General features: G+C 61.6%; 12 protein-coding genes. 8 read left to right on the top strand and 4 right to left on the bottom strand.

The genetic code is table 11. The features are described from left to right. Positions 1-22 precede the first annotated feature (22 nt). Complete coding sequence (gene purB / locus CAURI_RS11480) at positions 23-1462, top strand: adenylosuccinate lyase (RefSeq protein ID WP_010188929.1); 1440 nt, start codon at positions 23-25, stop codon at positions 1460-1462. 195 nt (positions 1463-1657) lie between these two features. Here purB and CAURI_RS11475 read toward each other — a convergent pair whose 3' ends face one another. Continuing rightward, positions 1658-2464: a hypothetical protein gene (locus CAURI_RS11475; protein ID WP_012715302.1), complete on the bottom strand. Its 807-nt coding sequence runs from the start codon at positions 2462-2464 to the stop codon at positions 1658-1660. Positions 2465-2528: 64 nt separating this feature from the next. Here CAURI_RS11475 and CAURI_RS13860 point away from each other — a divergent pair, with 64 nt between their 5' ends. The 3 genes from CAURI_RS13860 (at position 2529) to CAURI_RS11460 (ending at position 6306) form a co-directional block, all read left to right on the top strand. Further along, positions 2529-3386, top strand: a complete 858-nt coding sequence (locus CAURI_RS13860) for a phosphoribosylaminoimidazolesuccinocarboxamide synthase (RefSeq protein WP_010188943.1) — start codon at positions 2529-2531, stop codon at positions 3384-3386. A 9-nt stretch (positions 3387-3395) separates the two neighbouring features. Continuing rightward, a complete protein-coding gene (locus tag CAURI_RS11465; RefSeq protein WP_010188944.1) occupies positions 3396-5504 on the top strand; it encodes a S9 family peptidase in 2109 nt (702 codons plus the stop codon). Between the two features lie 118 nt (positions 5505-5622). Further along, positions 5623-6306, top strand: coding sequence for a DUF2334 domain-containing protein (locus CAURI_RS11460; protein WP_010188945.1), 684 nt, complete (start codon positions 5623-5625; stop codon positions 6304-6306). Between the two features lie 311 nt (positions 6307-6617). Here the strand turns inward: CAURI_RS11460 and CAURI_RS11455 are convergent, their stop codons facing one another. After that, the gene (locus CAURI_RS11455) at positions 6618-7772 is read right to left on the bottom strand and encodes an HNH endonuclease signature motif containing protein (protein WP_012715299.1); all 1155 of its coding nucleotides are present in this window, start codon (positions 7770-7772) and stop codon (positions 6618-6620) included. Positions 7773-7925: 153 nt separating this feature from the next. Then, on the bottom strand, positions 7926-10754 hold the full coding sequence (locus tag CAURI_RS11450; RefSeq protein WP_010188948.1) for an ExeM/NucH family extracellular endonuclease: 2829 nt from the start codon (positions 10752-10754) through the stop codon (positions 7926-7928). Positions 10755-10983: 229 nt separating this feature from the next. On the opposite strand from CAURI_RS11450, the gene purS reads away from it, so the two are divergent. The 3 genes from purS to purL are packed head-to-tail and all read left to right on the top strand — an operon-like array spanning position 10984 to position 14202. Next, entirely contained in the window at positions 10984-11214 is a 231-nt protein-coding gene (gene purS, locus CAURI_RS11445; RefSeq protein WP_010188960.1) for a phosphoribosylformylglycinamidine synthase subunit PurS, read from the top strand. Then, the gene (purQ, locus tag CAURI_RS11440; protein ID WP_010188961.1) at positions 11214-11876 is read left to right on the top strand and encodes a phosphoribosylformylglycinamidine synthase subunit PurQ; all 663 of its coding nucleotides are present in this window, start codon (positions 11214-11216) and stop codon (positions 11874-11876) included. Before purS ends, purQ begins: the two co-directional genes overlap by 1 nt. 28 nt (positions 11877-11904) lie before the next feature. Then, positions 11905-14202: a phosphoribosylformylglycinamidine synthase subunit PurL gene (purL, locus tag CAURI_RS11435; protein ID WP_012715298.1), complete on the top strand. Its 2298-nt coding sequence runs from the start codon at positions 11905-11907 to the stop codon at positions 14200-14202. 229 nt (positions 14203-14431) lie between these two features. Here the strand turns inward: purL and CAURI_RS11430 are convergent, their stop codons facing one another. Continuing rightward, positions 14432-15961, bottom strand: coding sequence for an IS1634 family transposase (locus tag CAURI_RS11430; protein WP_041729718.1), 1530 nt, complete (start codon positions 15959-15961; stop codon positions 14432-14434). A gap of 127 nt (positions 15962-16088) precedes the next feature. On the opposite strand from CAURI_RS11430, the gene CAURI_RS11425 reads away from it, so the two are divergent. After that, positions 16089-16334, top strand: a complete 246-nt coding sequence (locus tag CAURI_RS11425) for a phosphoribosylformylglycinamidine synthase 2 (RefSeq protein ID WP_012715296.1) — start codon at positions 16089-16091, stop codon at positions 16332-16334. The last annotated feature ends 95 nt before the right edge of the window (positions 16335-16429 follow it).

Here is a 16429-nt window from a genome sequence, read left to right as displayed (position 1 = left end):
CTTTGGGGCGAGGCGTGGAATAATGAGCGACGTGGCTGAAAAGAAGAACATTTCCAACGTCCTGTCCGCTCGATACGCCTCCCCAGAGATGGCTGAAATCTGGTCCCCAGAACACAAGATCATTCTGGAGCGCCAGCTGTGGATCGCGGTGATGAAGGCGCAGAAGGATCTCGGCGTCGATATTCCCGCCCAAGCCATCGCCGCCTATGAGGCGCAGGTTGAGAACGTGGACCTTGCCTCGATTGCCCAGCGTGAGCGCGTCACGCGTCACGACGTCAAGGCACGCATCGAGGAATTCAACGCCCTGGCCGGCTGCGAGCACATCCACAAGGGAATGACCTCGCGCGACCTGACGGAAAACGTCGAGCAGCTGCAGATTCTGCGTTCCTTGGAGCTGGTGCGCAATAAGGCCATCGCGGTGGTCTCGCGCATTGGTGAGCACGCCGCGCAGTACCAGACGCTGGTGATGGCAGGCCGCTCCCACAACGTTGCTGCGCAGGCGACGACCTTGGGCAAGCGCTTCGCCTCGGCTGCCGACGAGCTCCTGCTCGGCATCGAGCGCGTGGAATCCCTGTTGAGCCGCTACCCGCTGCGCGGCATCAAGGGCCCGATGGGCACCTCGCAGGACATGCTCGACCTCATGGGAGGCTCCGAGGACAAGCTTGCCGCGCTGGAGACGCGCATTGCGGATCACCTGGGCTTCTCCCGCGTATTCAACTCGGTGGGCCAGGTTTACCCGCGCTCCCTCGACTTCGACGCTGTGTCTGCGCTCGTTGAACTGGGTGCTGCGCCCTCCTCGCTGGCCACGACCATCCGCCTGATGGCCGGCAACGAGACCGTGACTGAAGGATTCAAGGAAGGCCAGGTCGGCTCCTCCGCGATGCCGCACAAGATGAACGCCCGCTCCTGCGAGCGCGTGTGCGGCTTCCAGGTCATTCTGCGCGGTTACCTGACGATGGTGGCGGATCTGTCTGGCCAGCAGTGGAACGAGGGCGACGTCTTCTGCTCGGTGGTGCGCCGTGTGGCACTGCCGGATGCTTTCTTTGCCATTGACGGCATGTTTGAAACCTTCCTCACCGTGCTGGCAGAATTCGGTGCCTTCCCGGCGATGATCGACCGTGAGCTGGAGCGCTACCTGCCCTTCCTCGCCACCACCCGCATCCTCATGGCGGCGGTCCGCGCGGGCGTGGGCCGTGAGACCGCGCACGAGGTCATCAAGGAAAATGCCGTAGCCGTGGCTCTCAACATGCGTGAGAATGGCGGGGAGCAGGACCTCATTGAGCGCCTGGCTGCCGACGAGCGCCTGCCGCTCGATGCCGCCGCCCTCGAGGCCGCGCTGTCGGACAAGCACGCCTTCATCGGTGCTGCCGAATCGCAGGTGAGCCAGATTCTGGGCCGCATCAAGGCGATTGTCGACCAGCACCCGAAGGCCGCGGCCTACACTCCGGGCGAAATCCTCTAGTTTCACCCTTGGTGGCACGTTTCGCAGACAAGCCCTCTCAAAGACGAGTTTTCGGGACGCTATTTACGAAAACGTACCGCGCTGGCCCGGTCCAAGTACGTTTCGATCAAATAAGGCCCCAGATCTTCAATTTTCTGGCCCTTATTTGATCGAAACGTCTTTCCCCCACGGCCACGGGCAACCCTGCACTAGCTCTTAGACCATCCCGGGGATGCGCAGCACCGGCAGCTCGAAGCCGCCGAGGGACTTGCCGTTGGCGGTGAAATAACCGCCGAGCATCAGCGCGGTGAGCACCGCCATGATGCCGAGGACCGCAGCACCCGTGGACGAGGTTTGCTGCTGCGTCGTCTTGCCCGAAATGGGCAGTTCCGGCACCGGCTGGATGCCCTCTTGTGCACCGCGGCTGCGCAGCTCCTCCACGCACTCAGCGAAAGACTGCATCTGCGCTGCGTTGAAGGCATCGACTGCTTCCTTTTCCTGCGCCTGGTTTTCTGCCAGAGCGGCGCGCAGCTTGGGGCTGAAATCGCTACCGGTGGACAGCAGTGGCGCTCGTTCCTTCTCAGCCTGGGACTTCGCCGCATTGATGGAGTACTCGGCGTCCTTCGGTAGCAGCACCGATTCATCCTCCACCAGATCTTCCGGGGCGGATGCACCGACCATGATGATGACCATATCCGCGCCCGTGTAGCCGGCTTTGCCCAGCGCGGCCACCGTCGCCGCGTAGCCCGGCGCCTTGCTGATATCGCGCGAGGTGTACGCGGAGAAGTCCAGCTTCGGGAATTGCGCTTGAATCTGCTTCGAGGTTTCGCGAATGGTGTTGATGTAGCCCTCGCGGACATCGCGGGCTAGTTCGCGATCCGTGGCCGAGGCCGACATCGTGCACAACCACTGGCCGTGGTCAGATTCGCGCACGGAGATATCGGCAGCCTGCGCCGCCGGCACGCTGAGGGCGCCGCCCACCAGCGCGGCGGAGGTCAAAAGGGAGATCATGCGAGAGTGCACGGGCTTAACTCCTCAAGCTTGGGATGTATCTTGAAGCAGTCTAGACGGGTCTAGGATGTATGTCATGCGTCCAGAACTTTCTTCCTATGCCCACATCGCCTCCGGCAAGGTGCGCGATATCTACGAAATCGACGACAGCACCCTGCTCATGGTGGTCTCCGACCGTATTTCCGCCTATGACCACGCCCTTGAGCCCGCCATTCCGGATAAAGGCCGCGTGCTCACGGCGACCTCAAAGTTCTTCTTCGATGTCATTGTTTTCCCTAACCACCTCGCCGGGCCTCTCGACGATGAGCGCATTCCCGAAGAGGTACTCGGCCGTGCCATGGTGGTGCAGAAGCTCGACATGCTGCCCTTCGAGTGTGTCGCCCGCGGCTATCTCACCGGCTCCGGGCTGAAGGAATACCAGGCATCCGGCAGCGTGTGCGGCGTCGAGCTGCCCGAGGGGCTCACCGAGGCCTCCCGCCTGCCCGAGCCCATCTTCACCCCAGCCACCAAGGCCGAGCAGGGCGACCACGATGAGAACGTCTCCTTCGACGTTGTCGTGGACAAGCTCGGCCGCGAGCGCGCCGAGGAGCTGCGCGAGGCCACCCTGCGCATCTATGCCGAAGCCGCCGCGTTGGCGGAGGAGAAGGGCATTATTTTGGCGGATACGAAGTTCGAGTTTGGCGTCGATAAGCACGGCACCTTGGTCTTGGCCGATGAAGTCCTCACCCCAGACTCCTCGCGCTACTGGCCGGCCGATACGTATGAGGAAGGCAAGGTCCAGCCTTCCTTTGATAAGCAGTACGTACGCGATTGGCTCACCAACTCCGGCTGGGACAAGGAGTCCACGCCGCCGCGCCTGCCAGACGACGTTGTCCAGGCCACCCGCGCGCGTTATGTTGAGGCCTTTGAACGCCTGTCCGGAACCACTTTTTAAGGAGGCTGAATGAACGCACCGATTGCTGCTAAGCGCCCGGTGACGCGTGAGTTTCACGGCCGCAGCTTCGTTGATAACTACGAGTGGCTGCGCGCGAAGGAGGCGCCGGAAACCCGCGAGTACCTGGAGGCGGAAAACGCCTACACCAAGGAGCGCACCGCACATCTGGACACCCTGACGGAGAACATTTTTACCGAGGTCAAGTCCCGCATCAAGCAGACGGACATGTCCGTGCCCCAGCGCCGCGGCAAGTACTGGTACTACGGCCGCACCGAGGAGGGGAAGGAGTACGGTTACAGCTGCCGCATTCCGGTGTCGGAAGGCTCTGATCCGTGGACGCCGCCGACCATTCCGGAGGAAGGCGCTCCCGACGGGGAGCAGGTGCTTCTCGACGTCAACGCGCTCGCTGAAGGCCACGACTTCTTTGCCTTGGGTGCTTCTTCGGTGAGTGATTCCGGTGACTTGTTGGCCTATTCGGTCGACGTGGCCGGCGATGAGCGCTTTGAGCTTTTCATCAAGGACTTGCGCACGGGCGAGCTGTTGGAGGACCGCCTGGAAGGCATCTTCTACGGTGCGACATGGGTTGGGGAGGAATTCATCTTCTACACCACCGTGGATGACGCATGGCGGCCGGACACCGTGTGGCGCCACCGCGTGGGCACCCCGCAGTCGGAGGACGTCGTGGTCATGCGCGAGGAGGATTCGCGCTTCGGCATCGGCGTGGGCACGACCCGCAGCGAGAAGTACATCATGATTGTCTCCGGCTCGAAGACGACGAATGAGGCGTGGGTGCTCGAGCAGGATAATCCGGAGGGGGAGTTCCGCTGCCTCTGGGAGCGCGAAACGGGCGTGGACTACGACGTCGACCACGCCGTGGTGGCAGGAACCGACTACTGGGTGGTCACGCACAACGCCACCGGCCCCAACTTTGCCTTGGGGTATTGCCCGGTTGCTGATGAGCTGCCTTCTTTGCGTGACCTGACCGTGCTCATGCCGCATGATGACTCCGTGCGCATCGAGGGCGTGGATTGTTACCGCGACCAGATCGTCGTGGGCTATCGCCGCGGCGGCATCGGTCGTGCGGCGGTGATGGACGTGCGGGAGGGGTGGACGTCGTTAAGCGAGCTCCACTTCAACGAGGAGCTCTACACCGTTGGCGTGGCCGGCAATCCGGAGTGGGATGCGCCGGTGCTGCGCGTGAGCTATACCTCCTTCATCCAGCCGGCCCAGCTCTTCGACTACCGCGTGGCCACTGGGGAGTACACGCTGCTCAAGGAGCAGGAAGTCCCAGGCGGCTATGACAAGGATGAGTACGTGGCCTACCGCGTGTGGTCTAAGGCTCCGGACGGGACGGAGGTGCCGGTGTCCATCGTGCACCGCGCGGACTTGGACCGCACACAACCGAACCCGACGCTGCTTTATGGCTACGGCTCCTATGAGGCGAATATGGACCCGTATTTCTCGGTCTTCCGTTTGTCTCTTATGGACCGCGGCATGATTTTTGCCATGGCGCACGTGCGCGGCGGCGGTGAGATGGGCCGCAAGTGGTATGACGACGGCAAGATGCTGGCGAAGAAGAACACGTTTACTGACTTCATCGCGGTTGCCGATGACCTCATCGCGCGTCGGGCGACCACGCCTTCGCAGCTGGTGGCGGAGGGCGGCTCGGCCGGTGGCCTGCTCATGGGTGCGGTGGCGAACATGGCGCCGGATAGGTTCAAGGCCATCGAGGCCAACGTGCCCTTCGTGGACCCGCTGACCTCCATCCTTATGCCAGAGCTGCCGCTCACGGTGGTGGAGTGGGAAGAATGGGGCGACCCCTACCACGACCCTGAGGTCTATGACTACATGGCCTCATATTCGCCGTATGAAAACATCGCACCGCAAAAGTATCCGAATATTCTGGCGCTGACCTCGCTCAATGACACCCGTGTCCTCTACGTGGAGCCGGCGAAGTGGGTAGCCAAGCTTCGCGACGTCGCCACCGGCGGCGAATTCCTCCTCAAGACGGAGATGGCCGCCGGCCATGGTGGTGTGTCCGGACGCTACGCCAAGTGGCGGCAGGCGGCATTCGAGTATGCGTGGCTGATTAACCAGGCCACGGGTGCTGAGTCTTAGGATCCCCGCTTGCGCTGTGTGGTTAATGAGCCGCACAGCGTCCTGGGCCGCCCATGTGGGGGAGTGCTGCATCCCTCTCAGCGCGCGCCGGGACGGTGGCTGTGCGATAATTTTCCTTATGCATGGCCACCTTCTGGTTTCGATTTCCAGTATCTTCGACGACACCCGAAGCCAAGCCTCCGATCTGCTCAAGCAGTTCGATAAAGCTGGTGTTCCTGTCTCTTTGCTGGTGGCGCCGCACATCGACGGCAATTGGCACCTAGCTAAAGACGCGGCGACGCAATCCTGGCTTCGCGAGCAGGCCGAATCGGGCCGAGTGCTGATTCTCAATGGCTTTGATCAAGCGGTCCAGGGTCGCCGTGCGGAATTCGCCAACTTGGATGCGCACGAGGCACGTCTGCGTCTCAAGGGGGCGACGCGGCAGATGGCCAGAATCGGCTTTGAGCCGACCATTTTTGCACCACCGCGCTGGCGCATGTCGGAGGGAACACTAGAAGTCCTTCCCGAGTTTGATTTCGACTTTGCCGCCTCCACCCGTGGCATCCACGACCTGCGCACAGGCGAGCTCCACCAAGCCCGCAATCTGTCCTTTGGCGAGGGCTTCGGTTCGGCAAAGTGGTGGCGCCGTAACATTATTCGCGCCGCGGAGCGCTCCGCGCAGCGCGGCAACACCGTGCGCCTATCGATTTCCGGCCGCAACCTCGATGACCGCAAGGTAGTTGCTGATTTCCTCAAGGCCGCCGAGCGCGCCATCGAAGCAGGCGCTAGCCCCGCCGACTATTCCGTCTTCGCACCGCGCTAGCCGTCCCTGTTCGCATCCCCACGACACGTCTAGGCATCCGCTTATCCGGTGTCTGTTAGGCCTGTATAGCTAGGGAGGCGCGCCCTCCAGGATCGCCGATGTTCCCGTCAACCATCTTTCGGTTGGCGGGTCTCGTTCTTTAAGGGCTTAACCTCTCCTCCAGTGGGCAGCACCTGAATCCTGGTCAGGGATCGCCGATGTGCCCGTCAGCATGGCTTTGACTGACGGGTTCCTCTATCAGGGGCGACGGTGTTGTCGCAGGTGGTCGGCGTTTTCCTTTCTGTTTCTGCTGTGTGTGGTGGTTGTGGGTGTTAGCTGCTGTCGGGTGGTGGGTCTGGTGGTTGTGGTGCTGTGCCCGGTGTTGTTGCAGATCCTTGGGCTGTGGCCTGTGTCTTTGTGGCTGTTTCCCGCTCAGCGTTGAGTCTGGCTAGTGCTTCTTGGTATTCGGGCATTGCGGTGATTGGTGTGCCCCAGGGTGGGATGAAGCTGACCCCTGTGTTGAGTCGGTACATGTAGCCGCGTCCGGTAGGTCTTAAAGGGTCATCATCATTAATGCCGTTGTGGTAGGCACACAGGAAGGTCAGGTTGTTGATGTTGGTGTAGCCACCTGCCTGCCAGGGGATAAGGTGATGGACTTGGCAGTAATCAGCTGGTTTATTACACCCAGGACGTGAGCAGGTGTGGGATTCGGCGTGCAGGCTAAGGCGTTGGTTGAGGTTTGCTCCACGTGATAGTCGCCAGGTGTTGATGGGCCCGTCGAGGGGGTGGACGAGGGTGGCGTAGCCTATTTCGGCGAACTTGTGGGTTAAGAATTCTGCGCCTGTCATGCGCGCGCCGTTGGTGAGGTTGAGTTCGATGTCATCCCCGTCGCCGTTAATAATCTGGTCTAGCTCGTTGAGGGTGACGATGACTTGGGTGCGCACCGCAGGCTTCGTACCGGAGGCTTTGTTGAAGAAGATGTCGTTGGCGGCCTTTAGGAGGTCGGTGTTGTTGGTGGATTCTAAGACGCCGCGCATGTTGGCAATCGTGGTGGCATCATCGGTTATGGAAAGCGTGTTGGGGCCTTGCGTGCGGTAGGTGATACGCACACCGGGCTTGGCGGTTCTTTTGCGTGTGAGTTCTTTAAGTCGTGCGGTGGCGACCTGGCGGATGCGGTGTGCGGGGGTGGCGGCGAGTTTTGCTCGGAGGTTCCAGGCATCCAGGGTCTTTTTCACCTTGGATGTGTAGGTTTCGATGAGTGTGAGGGTGCCCAGGCTGTGGCGTTGTTGAAGGGCTGCGTGGCGGGCTTTGCGTTGTTTACCTGTATAGCGGGTCGGCCCGAAATACACCTGATGTAGGTGTGAAAGCTCGGCAGCATCGGTGGTATCCGCTCCGAGCGCGCGGAGCTCATCGGGTGTGCCAGGTATATGTTCCACCAGCGCTATCCCCGAGTTGCGTAGGTGGATGTAGGTTTCGATATCCCCCATGGGCACAGAGACTAAAACAGGTCTATGCACCCCGCAACCGGAGAGACAAAATTCCTGGTTAGAGGGAATGCAGGTAGAGGAGGAACTGGCCTGAGAAAAGCCCCTCTCACGAGGGGCTTAACGCGACTGAACAAATGCGCTCAGCAGAGCGCTTTACTTAGACTCGGTCGGGGCGCAGGCCGCGCCGATGATGCCAAGCACAGCTAGCAGGCCGAGGCCACCGGCAGCGGACTGAGCTTCGCGCGGGATGTCGCGGGTCATCGACTCAATCTGTTTCCGGACAGGCTCGAAGCCTGGGATGTTGAACTGCGTGTTGGCAACCCCCAAGAAAGCCAGCGGAATGGCAAGGGCTGCGGGGATGGCGAGACCGAGGACAGTAGGGAGGCAGCGCTCGCTGGCAGAAGAACCGGAACTGTGAGTGGGCTTGTTGACATCCTTGTCGTCATCGTCAGACGGCTCCGGGTCCTCCGACGGAGCCGGCTCCTCCGAGGGGTCCGGCTCTTCGGGGTTCTCGCAATCCTTGAGCTCGTCCGCAGAACGTTTCACCGTCGCAAGGTTAAAGCCCACCTTGACCGGGTCGTGGTCGGAGGAGCGGTAGGGGTTATCAGCCTCAAAGACGTCGCCGCCGGTGTAGTTGCGGCGGGAGTATTCCATAGCGATTGGCTCGTTGGAGTTGATGTTCCATGTTTGGGCTGCCTGGGCGTCGACATGCTCGTTAGCCAGGATGTGGTCGAGAGAGCCGAGGCGACCGGAGAACTGGTAGGAGGCCACGTCCTGCCAGTCCTCTTGCGCATTGAGCTCTTCCACCGGGATGGTGTAGCCGGCGTTGCGGAAGACAGAGATGGCATCTTCCTTGGAGTAGGCGTTCAGGTCGCCCATGACGAAGGTGGCCTTCTCCTGCCACTGCGGCTGCTTGGCCAGCCCGTCGAGGACGGCCTGGGCGTGAGCATTGCGCACGTTCGGGTTGTTGCCTTGGCCGTCGCCGGTATCCGCATCACCGTTCGCCACAGAGCCCTTGGACTTGAAATGGTTGGTCACCACCACGAAGGAATCAGGGCCTTCAGCAGCGCACCTATCGGAAACGGGCTGGAATTCAGCGGCGAGCGGGGTGCGGGCGGTGCCCTTGAAGCGGGCGTCCTCAAGCAGAGTAGCCTCACCCACCGGCTTAACGCGGTCCTTCTTGTAGATGATCGCGGTGCGGATGACGTCCGTATCGGCTGACGCGTTCGCCGGGGCCTTGACGTAATCCCACTTCTCAGAACCCGCGCGGGAGTTGAGCTCACCCACGAGGTACTTCACGGCGTCATCGTAGGAGCCACCCACGGTATTCGCGGCGTTCTCGATCTCAGACAGGCCAATGACATCGGCATCAAGGCCCTCCAGCGCGGTGAGGATCTTGCCCTTCTGGTCATTGAACGCGGACTCGGACCACGCACCGCGGAAGGTCCCGCTATCGGAGCCCACGCCGTTGCCAAAGCGGTCCTTGTAGGATTTCGCGCCGTTGTCTTCGCCCAGGTTGATGAAGAAGTTCAGCACGTTAAACGCCGCGACGGTGTAATCGCCGTCCACCTGCGGGGCCTCCGGACGGGCCGGGTCCCACGTAATCGGCAGGTCCGCGGCGGCAGAGTCACCGGTAATCATCGCGGTGGGTTGGAAGCGCCACTGCTCGTGACCGTAGCCCAGGATGACGCCGGAGTCCGCGAACTCCACCTGGTTGGTGGTGCGGATGGTCTTGACCTCCGAGCCGTTCTGCATGATGTAGGGCAGCTTCGTCGAGGCGCCATCACGGGAGAAGTCGCGCGTGGAGCCGTCGTCCAAAATGACGTACTTCGCCGCGTTAGCAGCCTCCATGTCCTTTTGCTCTTGGGTGCCCGGGGAGACGATGTCGGTGGGCTGACGCAGAGCCTCGGTGCCCGGTGCCAGGCCCAGCTCGCCGTAGCGGTTGAGACCGTAATTGTCGGTCACGGTGTGCACGCCAGGCTTGAGCAGCATGGACTCGAGCTTCTCCCGCTCCTCATCGCCTTCCGGCAGGGCCTCGAGGGCCAGCGGGGTGACGGGGGAGAGGGCGTCGTCAAGCGTGGAGCCGGCGCTCAGGGCAATCTGGGTCTGCCCAAAGTACTCATCAACGGTGCCGGTGACCTCGACGGAATCCCCAATTTCTGGGTAGAAGCCGGTTCCACCGGTGTAGACGAAGACGGCCTCGGAGGCCTCGGTCGGCGCGGTCTTTCCCGTGCCCGGCGTCTGGATGGTGAAGCCGTTGAGGGATTTCTCGCCCTGCCACACCGCGGTGACAACGCCTTGGGTAGTGACGTTCTGGCCCTTGAGCGGGGACTCCGCGCCGGTGCCCTGGATCTCCGGGATGGTGACGGTCGCGCCTGGCTCGGTCGGGGTGGGGTCCGGTTGCGGGGCTGCGCTACCGCCCGACTTCGGGGTTGGCGCAGCCGCAGAGAAGTCCGCGGAGTTGTCGTCGGTATCGGTGCCCTCGGCGTCGCGCTGGGCGGAGGTGGAGTTGTTCAAGGCTTTGGTGGGGGAGCCCTCGCTGAGCGACGCCTCTCCGTACCCCACGAGGTCCACCTCGGCCCCGGAGGCGTCGTAAAGCTTCACCGATCCTTTGGAGCCGGACAGGTTCAGGTTCCCCTCTGCATCAGGGGAAGGAAGCGGCTCCCCGGTGTCGCCGCCACCTTCCTGGATGAGGAAGTAGCCCCCAGCCGGGAGGGAGCCGGATAGCTCGTGCTTTCCGCCTGAGTTGCCAGAAGCGGATAGGTACTCCACGGACCAGCCAGTGAGGTTGAGGTCAGCGGAGGTGGGGTTATAAAGCTCAATGAAATCGTTAGTAAACGCCGCCCCCTTGTTGCCGCCGCCACCGTAGACCTCAGAGATAACGGCGTTGGAGCCGTCCGCCGCCGCACTGGCCTGAGGTGCGACGATACAGGTAGAGACAAGAGCAGCGATGGCGAGTGAGCCAATGTGTGTGAGATGCATGAGAGGTTCCTTGGATAGGTGAGAACAGGACAATGCATCTCGTTCTACCCGGGTTTCGCACCGAGTGATACCGGAGCGCACTAGGTGAGCTGGGGGTTAAGGTGGGATTCCCCAAGAATTCTTCAACCGTTTGGTTTGAATTCATCACCCCCAAAGATTCCGAATCTTTCTCGCCGGCGGGATAGACTGGCGGGGCACCTATACTCACGCACAGTAAGGCAAAATTTTCATGGCTCGTGTAGTTGTCAATGTCATGCCCAAGGCCGAGATTTTGGACCCGCAAGGTCAGGCCGTCGTCCGCGCGCTGGGCCGCCTGGGGGTTGCTGGTGTCAGCGACGTGCGCCAGGGCAAGCGCTTTGAGATTGAAGTTGATGATTCGGTCAGCGCCGAGCAACTCGAGAAGGTGGCTTCCACCCTGCTGGCCAACACCGTGATCGAGGATTACGAGGTCATCCAGTAATGAAGATCGGCGTTATTACCTTCCCTGGCACGCTTGACGACGTCGACGCGGCCCGCGCCGCCCGCACCGCCGGCGCCGACGTCGTGTCCCTGTGGCATGCAGATGAGGACCTGCGAGGAGTGGACGCCGTCGTTGTACCCGGTGGCTTTTCCTACGGTGACTACCTGCGCTCCGGCGCTATCTCTGCGCTGGCCCCGGTGATGCGCGCGGTAGTGGAAGCAGCGAATAAGGGCATGCCGGTGCTCGGCATCTGCAACGGCTTCCAGATTCTGACAGAGGCCGGCCTGCTGCCCGGCGCCCTGACTCGCAACCAAGGCCTGCATTTCCACTGTGTGGATACCTACCTCGAGGTGGCGAACGCACAGACCTCCTGGACCAGCGAGTTTGAGCAGGGTCAGCGGATCCTGATTCCGGCGAAGCACGGCGAGGGCCGGTTCCAGGCGGATGCGGAGACCGTGGAGCGCTTGGAGGGCGAGGGCCGCGTGGTCTTCCGCTATACCGATAACTTCAATGGCTCCATCAATGGCATCGCCGGTATCACCAACGAGGCCGGCAACGTGGTGGGGCTCATGCCGCACCCGGAGCATGCCATCGATCTTCTCACCGGCCCGTCCACCGACGGTCTGGGTTTGTTTGTGTCCGCCCTCAAGGTCGTCGCTTAACCCGCGCCGACGGTTATAAGGAGAAACAATGACCGTACACAACGACACCGTCGAGCAGGCGGCCGCGCAGCCTGAGCTGGAGCAGCCCTACCGGGAATTGGGTCTGAAGGATGATGAATACGCGCACATCCGCGAAATCTTGGGCCGCCGCCCCACCGACGCTGAGCTGACCATGTACTCGGTGATGTGGTCGGAGCACTGCTCCTACAAGTCCTCCAAGACGCACCTTCGCTACTTCGGCGAAACCATGACCGAGGAAATGGGCTCCAAGATCCTCGCGGGCATCGGTGAGAACGCCGGCGTGGTGGATATCGGAGACGGCAACGCGGTGACCTTCCGCGTGGAGTCCCACAACCACCCGTCCTACGTGGAGCCGCACCAGGGTGCGGCCACGGGCGTCGGCGGCATCGTCCGCGACATCATGGCGATGGGCGCTCGTCCGATTGCCGTGATGGACCAGCTGCGCTTCGGCCCGGCTGATGCCCCCGACACCAAGCGCGTTTTGCCTGGCGTGGTCGGCGGTATTTCGCACTACGGCAACTGCTTGGGCCTGCCCAACATTGGCGGCGAAACTGTTTTTGATGAGTCTTATTCCGGAAACCCACTGGTCAACGCGCTGTGCGTGGGCACGCTGAAGGTGGATGACCTCAAGCTGGCCTTCGCCTCCGGTACCGGCAACAAGGTCATGCTCTTCGGCTCGCGCACCGGTCTCGATGGCATCGGAGGCGTGTCCGTGTTGGCCTCTGACACCTTCGAGGACGGCGCGGAGCGCAAGCTGCCGGCCGTTCAGGTGGGTGACCCGTTCGCGGAGAAGGTCCTCATCGAGTGCTGCCTGGAGCTGTACAAGTCCGGCATCGTGGTTGGCATCCAGGACCTGGGTGGCGCGGGCTTGGCCTGCGCGACCTCCGAGCTGGCCGCCGCCGGCGATGGCGGCATGGAGATCAACCTGGACAACGTCCCGCTGCGCGCCAAGGACATGACCGCCGCAGAGATCCTCGCCTCCGAGTCCCAGGAGCGCATGTGTGCCGTGGTGACCCCGGAGAACGTGGAGAAGTTCAAGGAGATCTGCGCGCATTGGGATGTCACCTGCGCTGAGATCGGTGAGGTCACCACTGGCAAGCACCTCATCATCCGCCACCAGGGCGAGGTCGTCGTGGATGCCCCGGCCGGCACCATCGCGGACGAGGCTCCGGTCTACGACCGCCCCTATGCCCGCCCGGAGTGGCAGGATGCGCTGCAGGAGTTCAAGGGTGTGGAGAAGCAGGACCTCACCGTGGCGCTGAAGAAGCTCGTGGCTTCTCCGGCGCTGTGCTCCCGTGATTTCATCACCGAGCAATATGACCGCTACGTGCGCGGCAACACCGTGCAGTCCCACCACGCGAACGCTGGTGTGCTGCGCATCGACGAGGAGACCGGCCGCGGTATCGCGGTATCGGCCGATGCCTCTGGTCGCTACACCAAGCTGGACCCGAACATGGGCACCCGCCTGGCGCTGGCGGAGGCCTACCGCAACGTCGCCGTCACCGGTGCCCGCCCGGTGGCCATTACCAACTGCCTCAACTACGGCTCCCCGGAAAACCCGGACGTGATGTGGCAGTTCCGCGAGTCCGTGCATGGGCTTGCCGACGGCGCCGTGGAACTCGGCATCCCGGTCTCCGGCGGCAACGTCTCCTTCTACAACCAGACCGGCGAGGAGCCGATCTTGCCGACGCCCGTCGTGGGCGTCCTGGGTGTTATCGACGACGTCCACAAGTCCATCGGCAACGAGCTTGGTCTCGTGGAGGAGCCGGAGGTACTCGTGCTGCTGGGTGAGACCAAGGATGAATTTGGCGGCTCCATCTGGCAGCAGGTCAGCGCTCGTGAGCAAGGAAATGAGTCGGAGAATGGTTTGAATGGTCTGCCCCCGCAGGTGGACCTGGCCAACGAGCAGCGCCTCGCTGACTTCTTCGTGGGCAACGAAGGCGTCACTGCTGCTCACGACCTCTCCGAAGGCGGCCTCGCCGTCACCGCATTCGAGATGGCCAAGCGCAGCGGCGTGGGGCTGAACCTGGATCTGTCCAAGGTCCATGAGGACGCCTTCGTGGCTGCCTTCTCCGAGTCCGCCTCCCGCGTGCTCGTGGCAACGACCGCTGACCGCGTCGACATGCTGCTGCACCGCGCTGAGGAGTGCGGTGTGCCGGCCGTCGTCATCGGCCAGACCACCGACAACGGTGAGCTGGAGCTCGGCGGTGAGTCCATCGCTGTCTCCGAGCTTCGTGAGGCCTGGGCGGCGACCCTGCCGGACCTCTTCGGCCACGCGGTGGGGGCCAACTCCGTGGTGGAGTAGACCCCACTCACGCTGCTTGTCCCGCAGCCTCTAGAAGAAAAGCCCAGCTTCGGCTGGGCTTTTCTGGTTTTAGGGCGGGCGGTTATGGAAACTGAGGGGCTTCTTGACGTAGCATACCCCAGGGGGTATATTCCTTCCTGTGTCCGCGATACCCTAGGGGGTATATGGTGAAATGAAGGAGGACCGGCATGTGCCGTGCTGTGAAATGTAAAACCTGACTTAGGCCAATTTAGTGCGGAAGTTCGCGGCCGGTGATTGCTTGGATGGTGGCGGTGAGGTCGGGCGGGAGTGGTACGGCGGCGTGAATGGTTTCGCCGCCAACGACGAGTTGAAAGCTGCGGTATTTCTTGAGTGTTCTCACGAGGCGTTTGATGGATTGACCACTGCGGGTCTCCATCAGGTGGGCCACGGCTAGTGCTGCCATCACAATATGGAGATGTGCAGTGATCGAGTCTTGTTTCCTGGCGTAGATTGGGCGTGCTTTCAGGTCTGATTTCGACATCCGAAACGACTTTTCAATGTTGAACAGCCTGCGGTAATGCCCGATAACCTCACTAGCGGGGAGAGCGGTCAGGTCGGTTTCATAGCCTTTAATTCCGGCTAGGGCTCGGTGTTTGGCAGCAAGAGCGTAGTTGACCTTCTTGTTTGGGGCGGAAAGATCGATATAGCGGTTGCGCTTGATTGCGATATCGCCGTCAACAGCGCGTTTGGCTTTTGCGACTTGCTCTTTGATTCCGCGCAGGCTGCGCCTAGCCCGATCATGGGAGTACTGGAAGTGGGTCACCGTATTCGGGGTTGTGTGTTTGCGCCCATCGCTTGCCGAGGCTTGTGTCCAGATCTGGCCGTGGGTGTAGTCGTCACCGGGGTTTTCCCGCCGCCAGGTTTCGATCACCTCAGGCACGGTGGGGGTTTTCACCGACAAGATGTAGTGCAGCCCTGCATCTATCAATGCTTGTTTGTTCGCTGCGGAGAACATGCCTGCATCAGCAACGACGGTGACTTCATCGAGTTGGTAGGCCTCTTGGAACCGTGTGATCATCGGTAGCATCGTGTGGGTTTCTGCCGAGTTTCCGGCAAACGCTCCAACATGTAGTGGAAAACCAGTGGCATCAGTAAGCAGCCCGACAAGGATTTGTGGCTCGAGGCGGCGCTCTTTGGAAAAACCAGGTTTGCGAAGCTCATCAGGAGTATCGGTTTCAAAGTACAAGGTGGTCACGTCGTACAAGATGAATGCGCCTGGCCCGATACCTGCATGATGGGCCAACGCTTGGGTTAGTATCTCCCCGAACGATTCGGTAGCGAAGGAGGAAAGACGCCTCTGGATGGTGCGGTAGCTTGCGCTGGTGATGCCAACCTCGGCAAGAGTCTCGATGGAATCCAGCTTTGAGCCGGGATTGATAATCCGGGCACGCACCAGATCCCGAAACACCTGATCATCACCGCTTGCTACAGCAAGACCTAACTCGTTGAAACACGCATCAATACAGTCCAGCAAGTATCCGGCCCGCTGACCGACTACCGGCAGCGGGTGGCAAACGCTGCCCGTTGCCGGTGGGATGTGTTCTACCTCGCCGAAGTCCAATGCGAGTTGGTCACCATCGACGATGCGTTGAGCTTCAGCCCGCAAAAGCGCAAGCTCAGACTCTGAATGCGCTGAGCCGATATGCTTCATCCTTTTGGCACCTTTGCGTTCAGAGAACACCACCTGCACCGCCATCGCCCCAGAAGCGGTCTTGACGGTGCGAATATAAGGACTCACAAAAATCAGACTACTGAACACCCCCGGCACTACCCACTTAGTGCGGAAAAATTCCTCCCCACCGACGAAAACCAACAGGTAACAGTGTCAAGAGTGACGTTACTCACCCACCCATGACCTAAGTCAGGTGGCTGCCTTCTCCGAGTCCGCCTCCCGCGTGCTCGTGGCAACGACCGCTGACCGCGTCGACATGCTGCTGCACCGCGCTGAGGAGTGCGGTGTGCCGGCCGTCGTCATCGGCCAGACCACCGACAACGGTGAGCTGGAGCTCGGCGGTGAGTCCATCGCTGTCTCCGAGCTTCGTGAGGCCTGGGCGGCGACCCTGCCGGACCTCTTCGGCCACGCGGTGGGGGCCAACTCCGTGGTGGAGTAGACCCCACTCACGCTGCTTGTCCCGCAGCCTCTAGAAGAAAAGCCCAGCTTCGGCTGGGCTTTTCTGGTTTTAGGGCGGGCGGTTATGGAAACTGA

Origin of the sequence: Corynebacterium aurimucosum ATCC 700975, from assembly GCF_000022905.1 — a bacterium.
Classification (GTDB): domain Bacteria; phylum Actinomycetota; class Actinomycetes; order Mycobacteriales; family Mycobacteriaceae; genus Corynebacterium; species Corynebacterium aurimucosum_F.
Note: the sequence above shows the minus strand (reverse complement) of the source record. Positions and strands in the feature narration are given on the sequence as shown.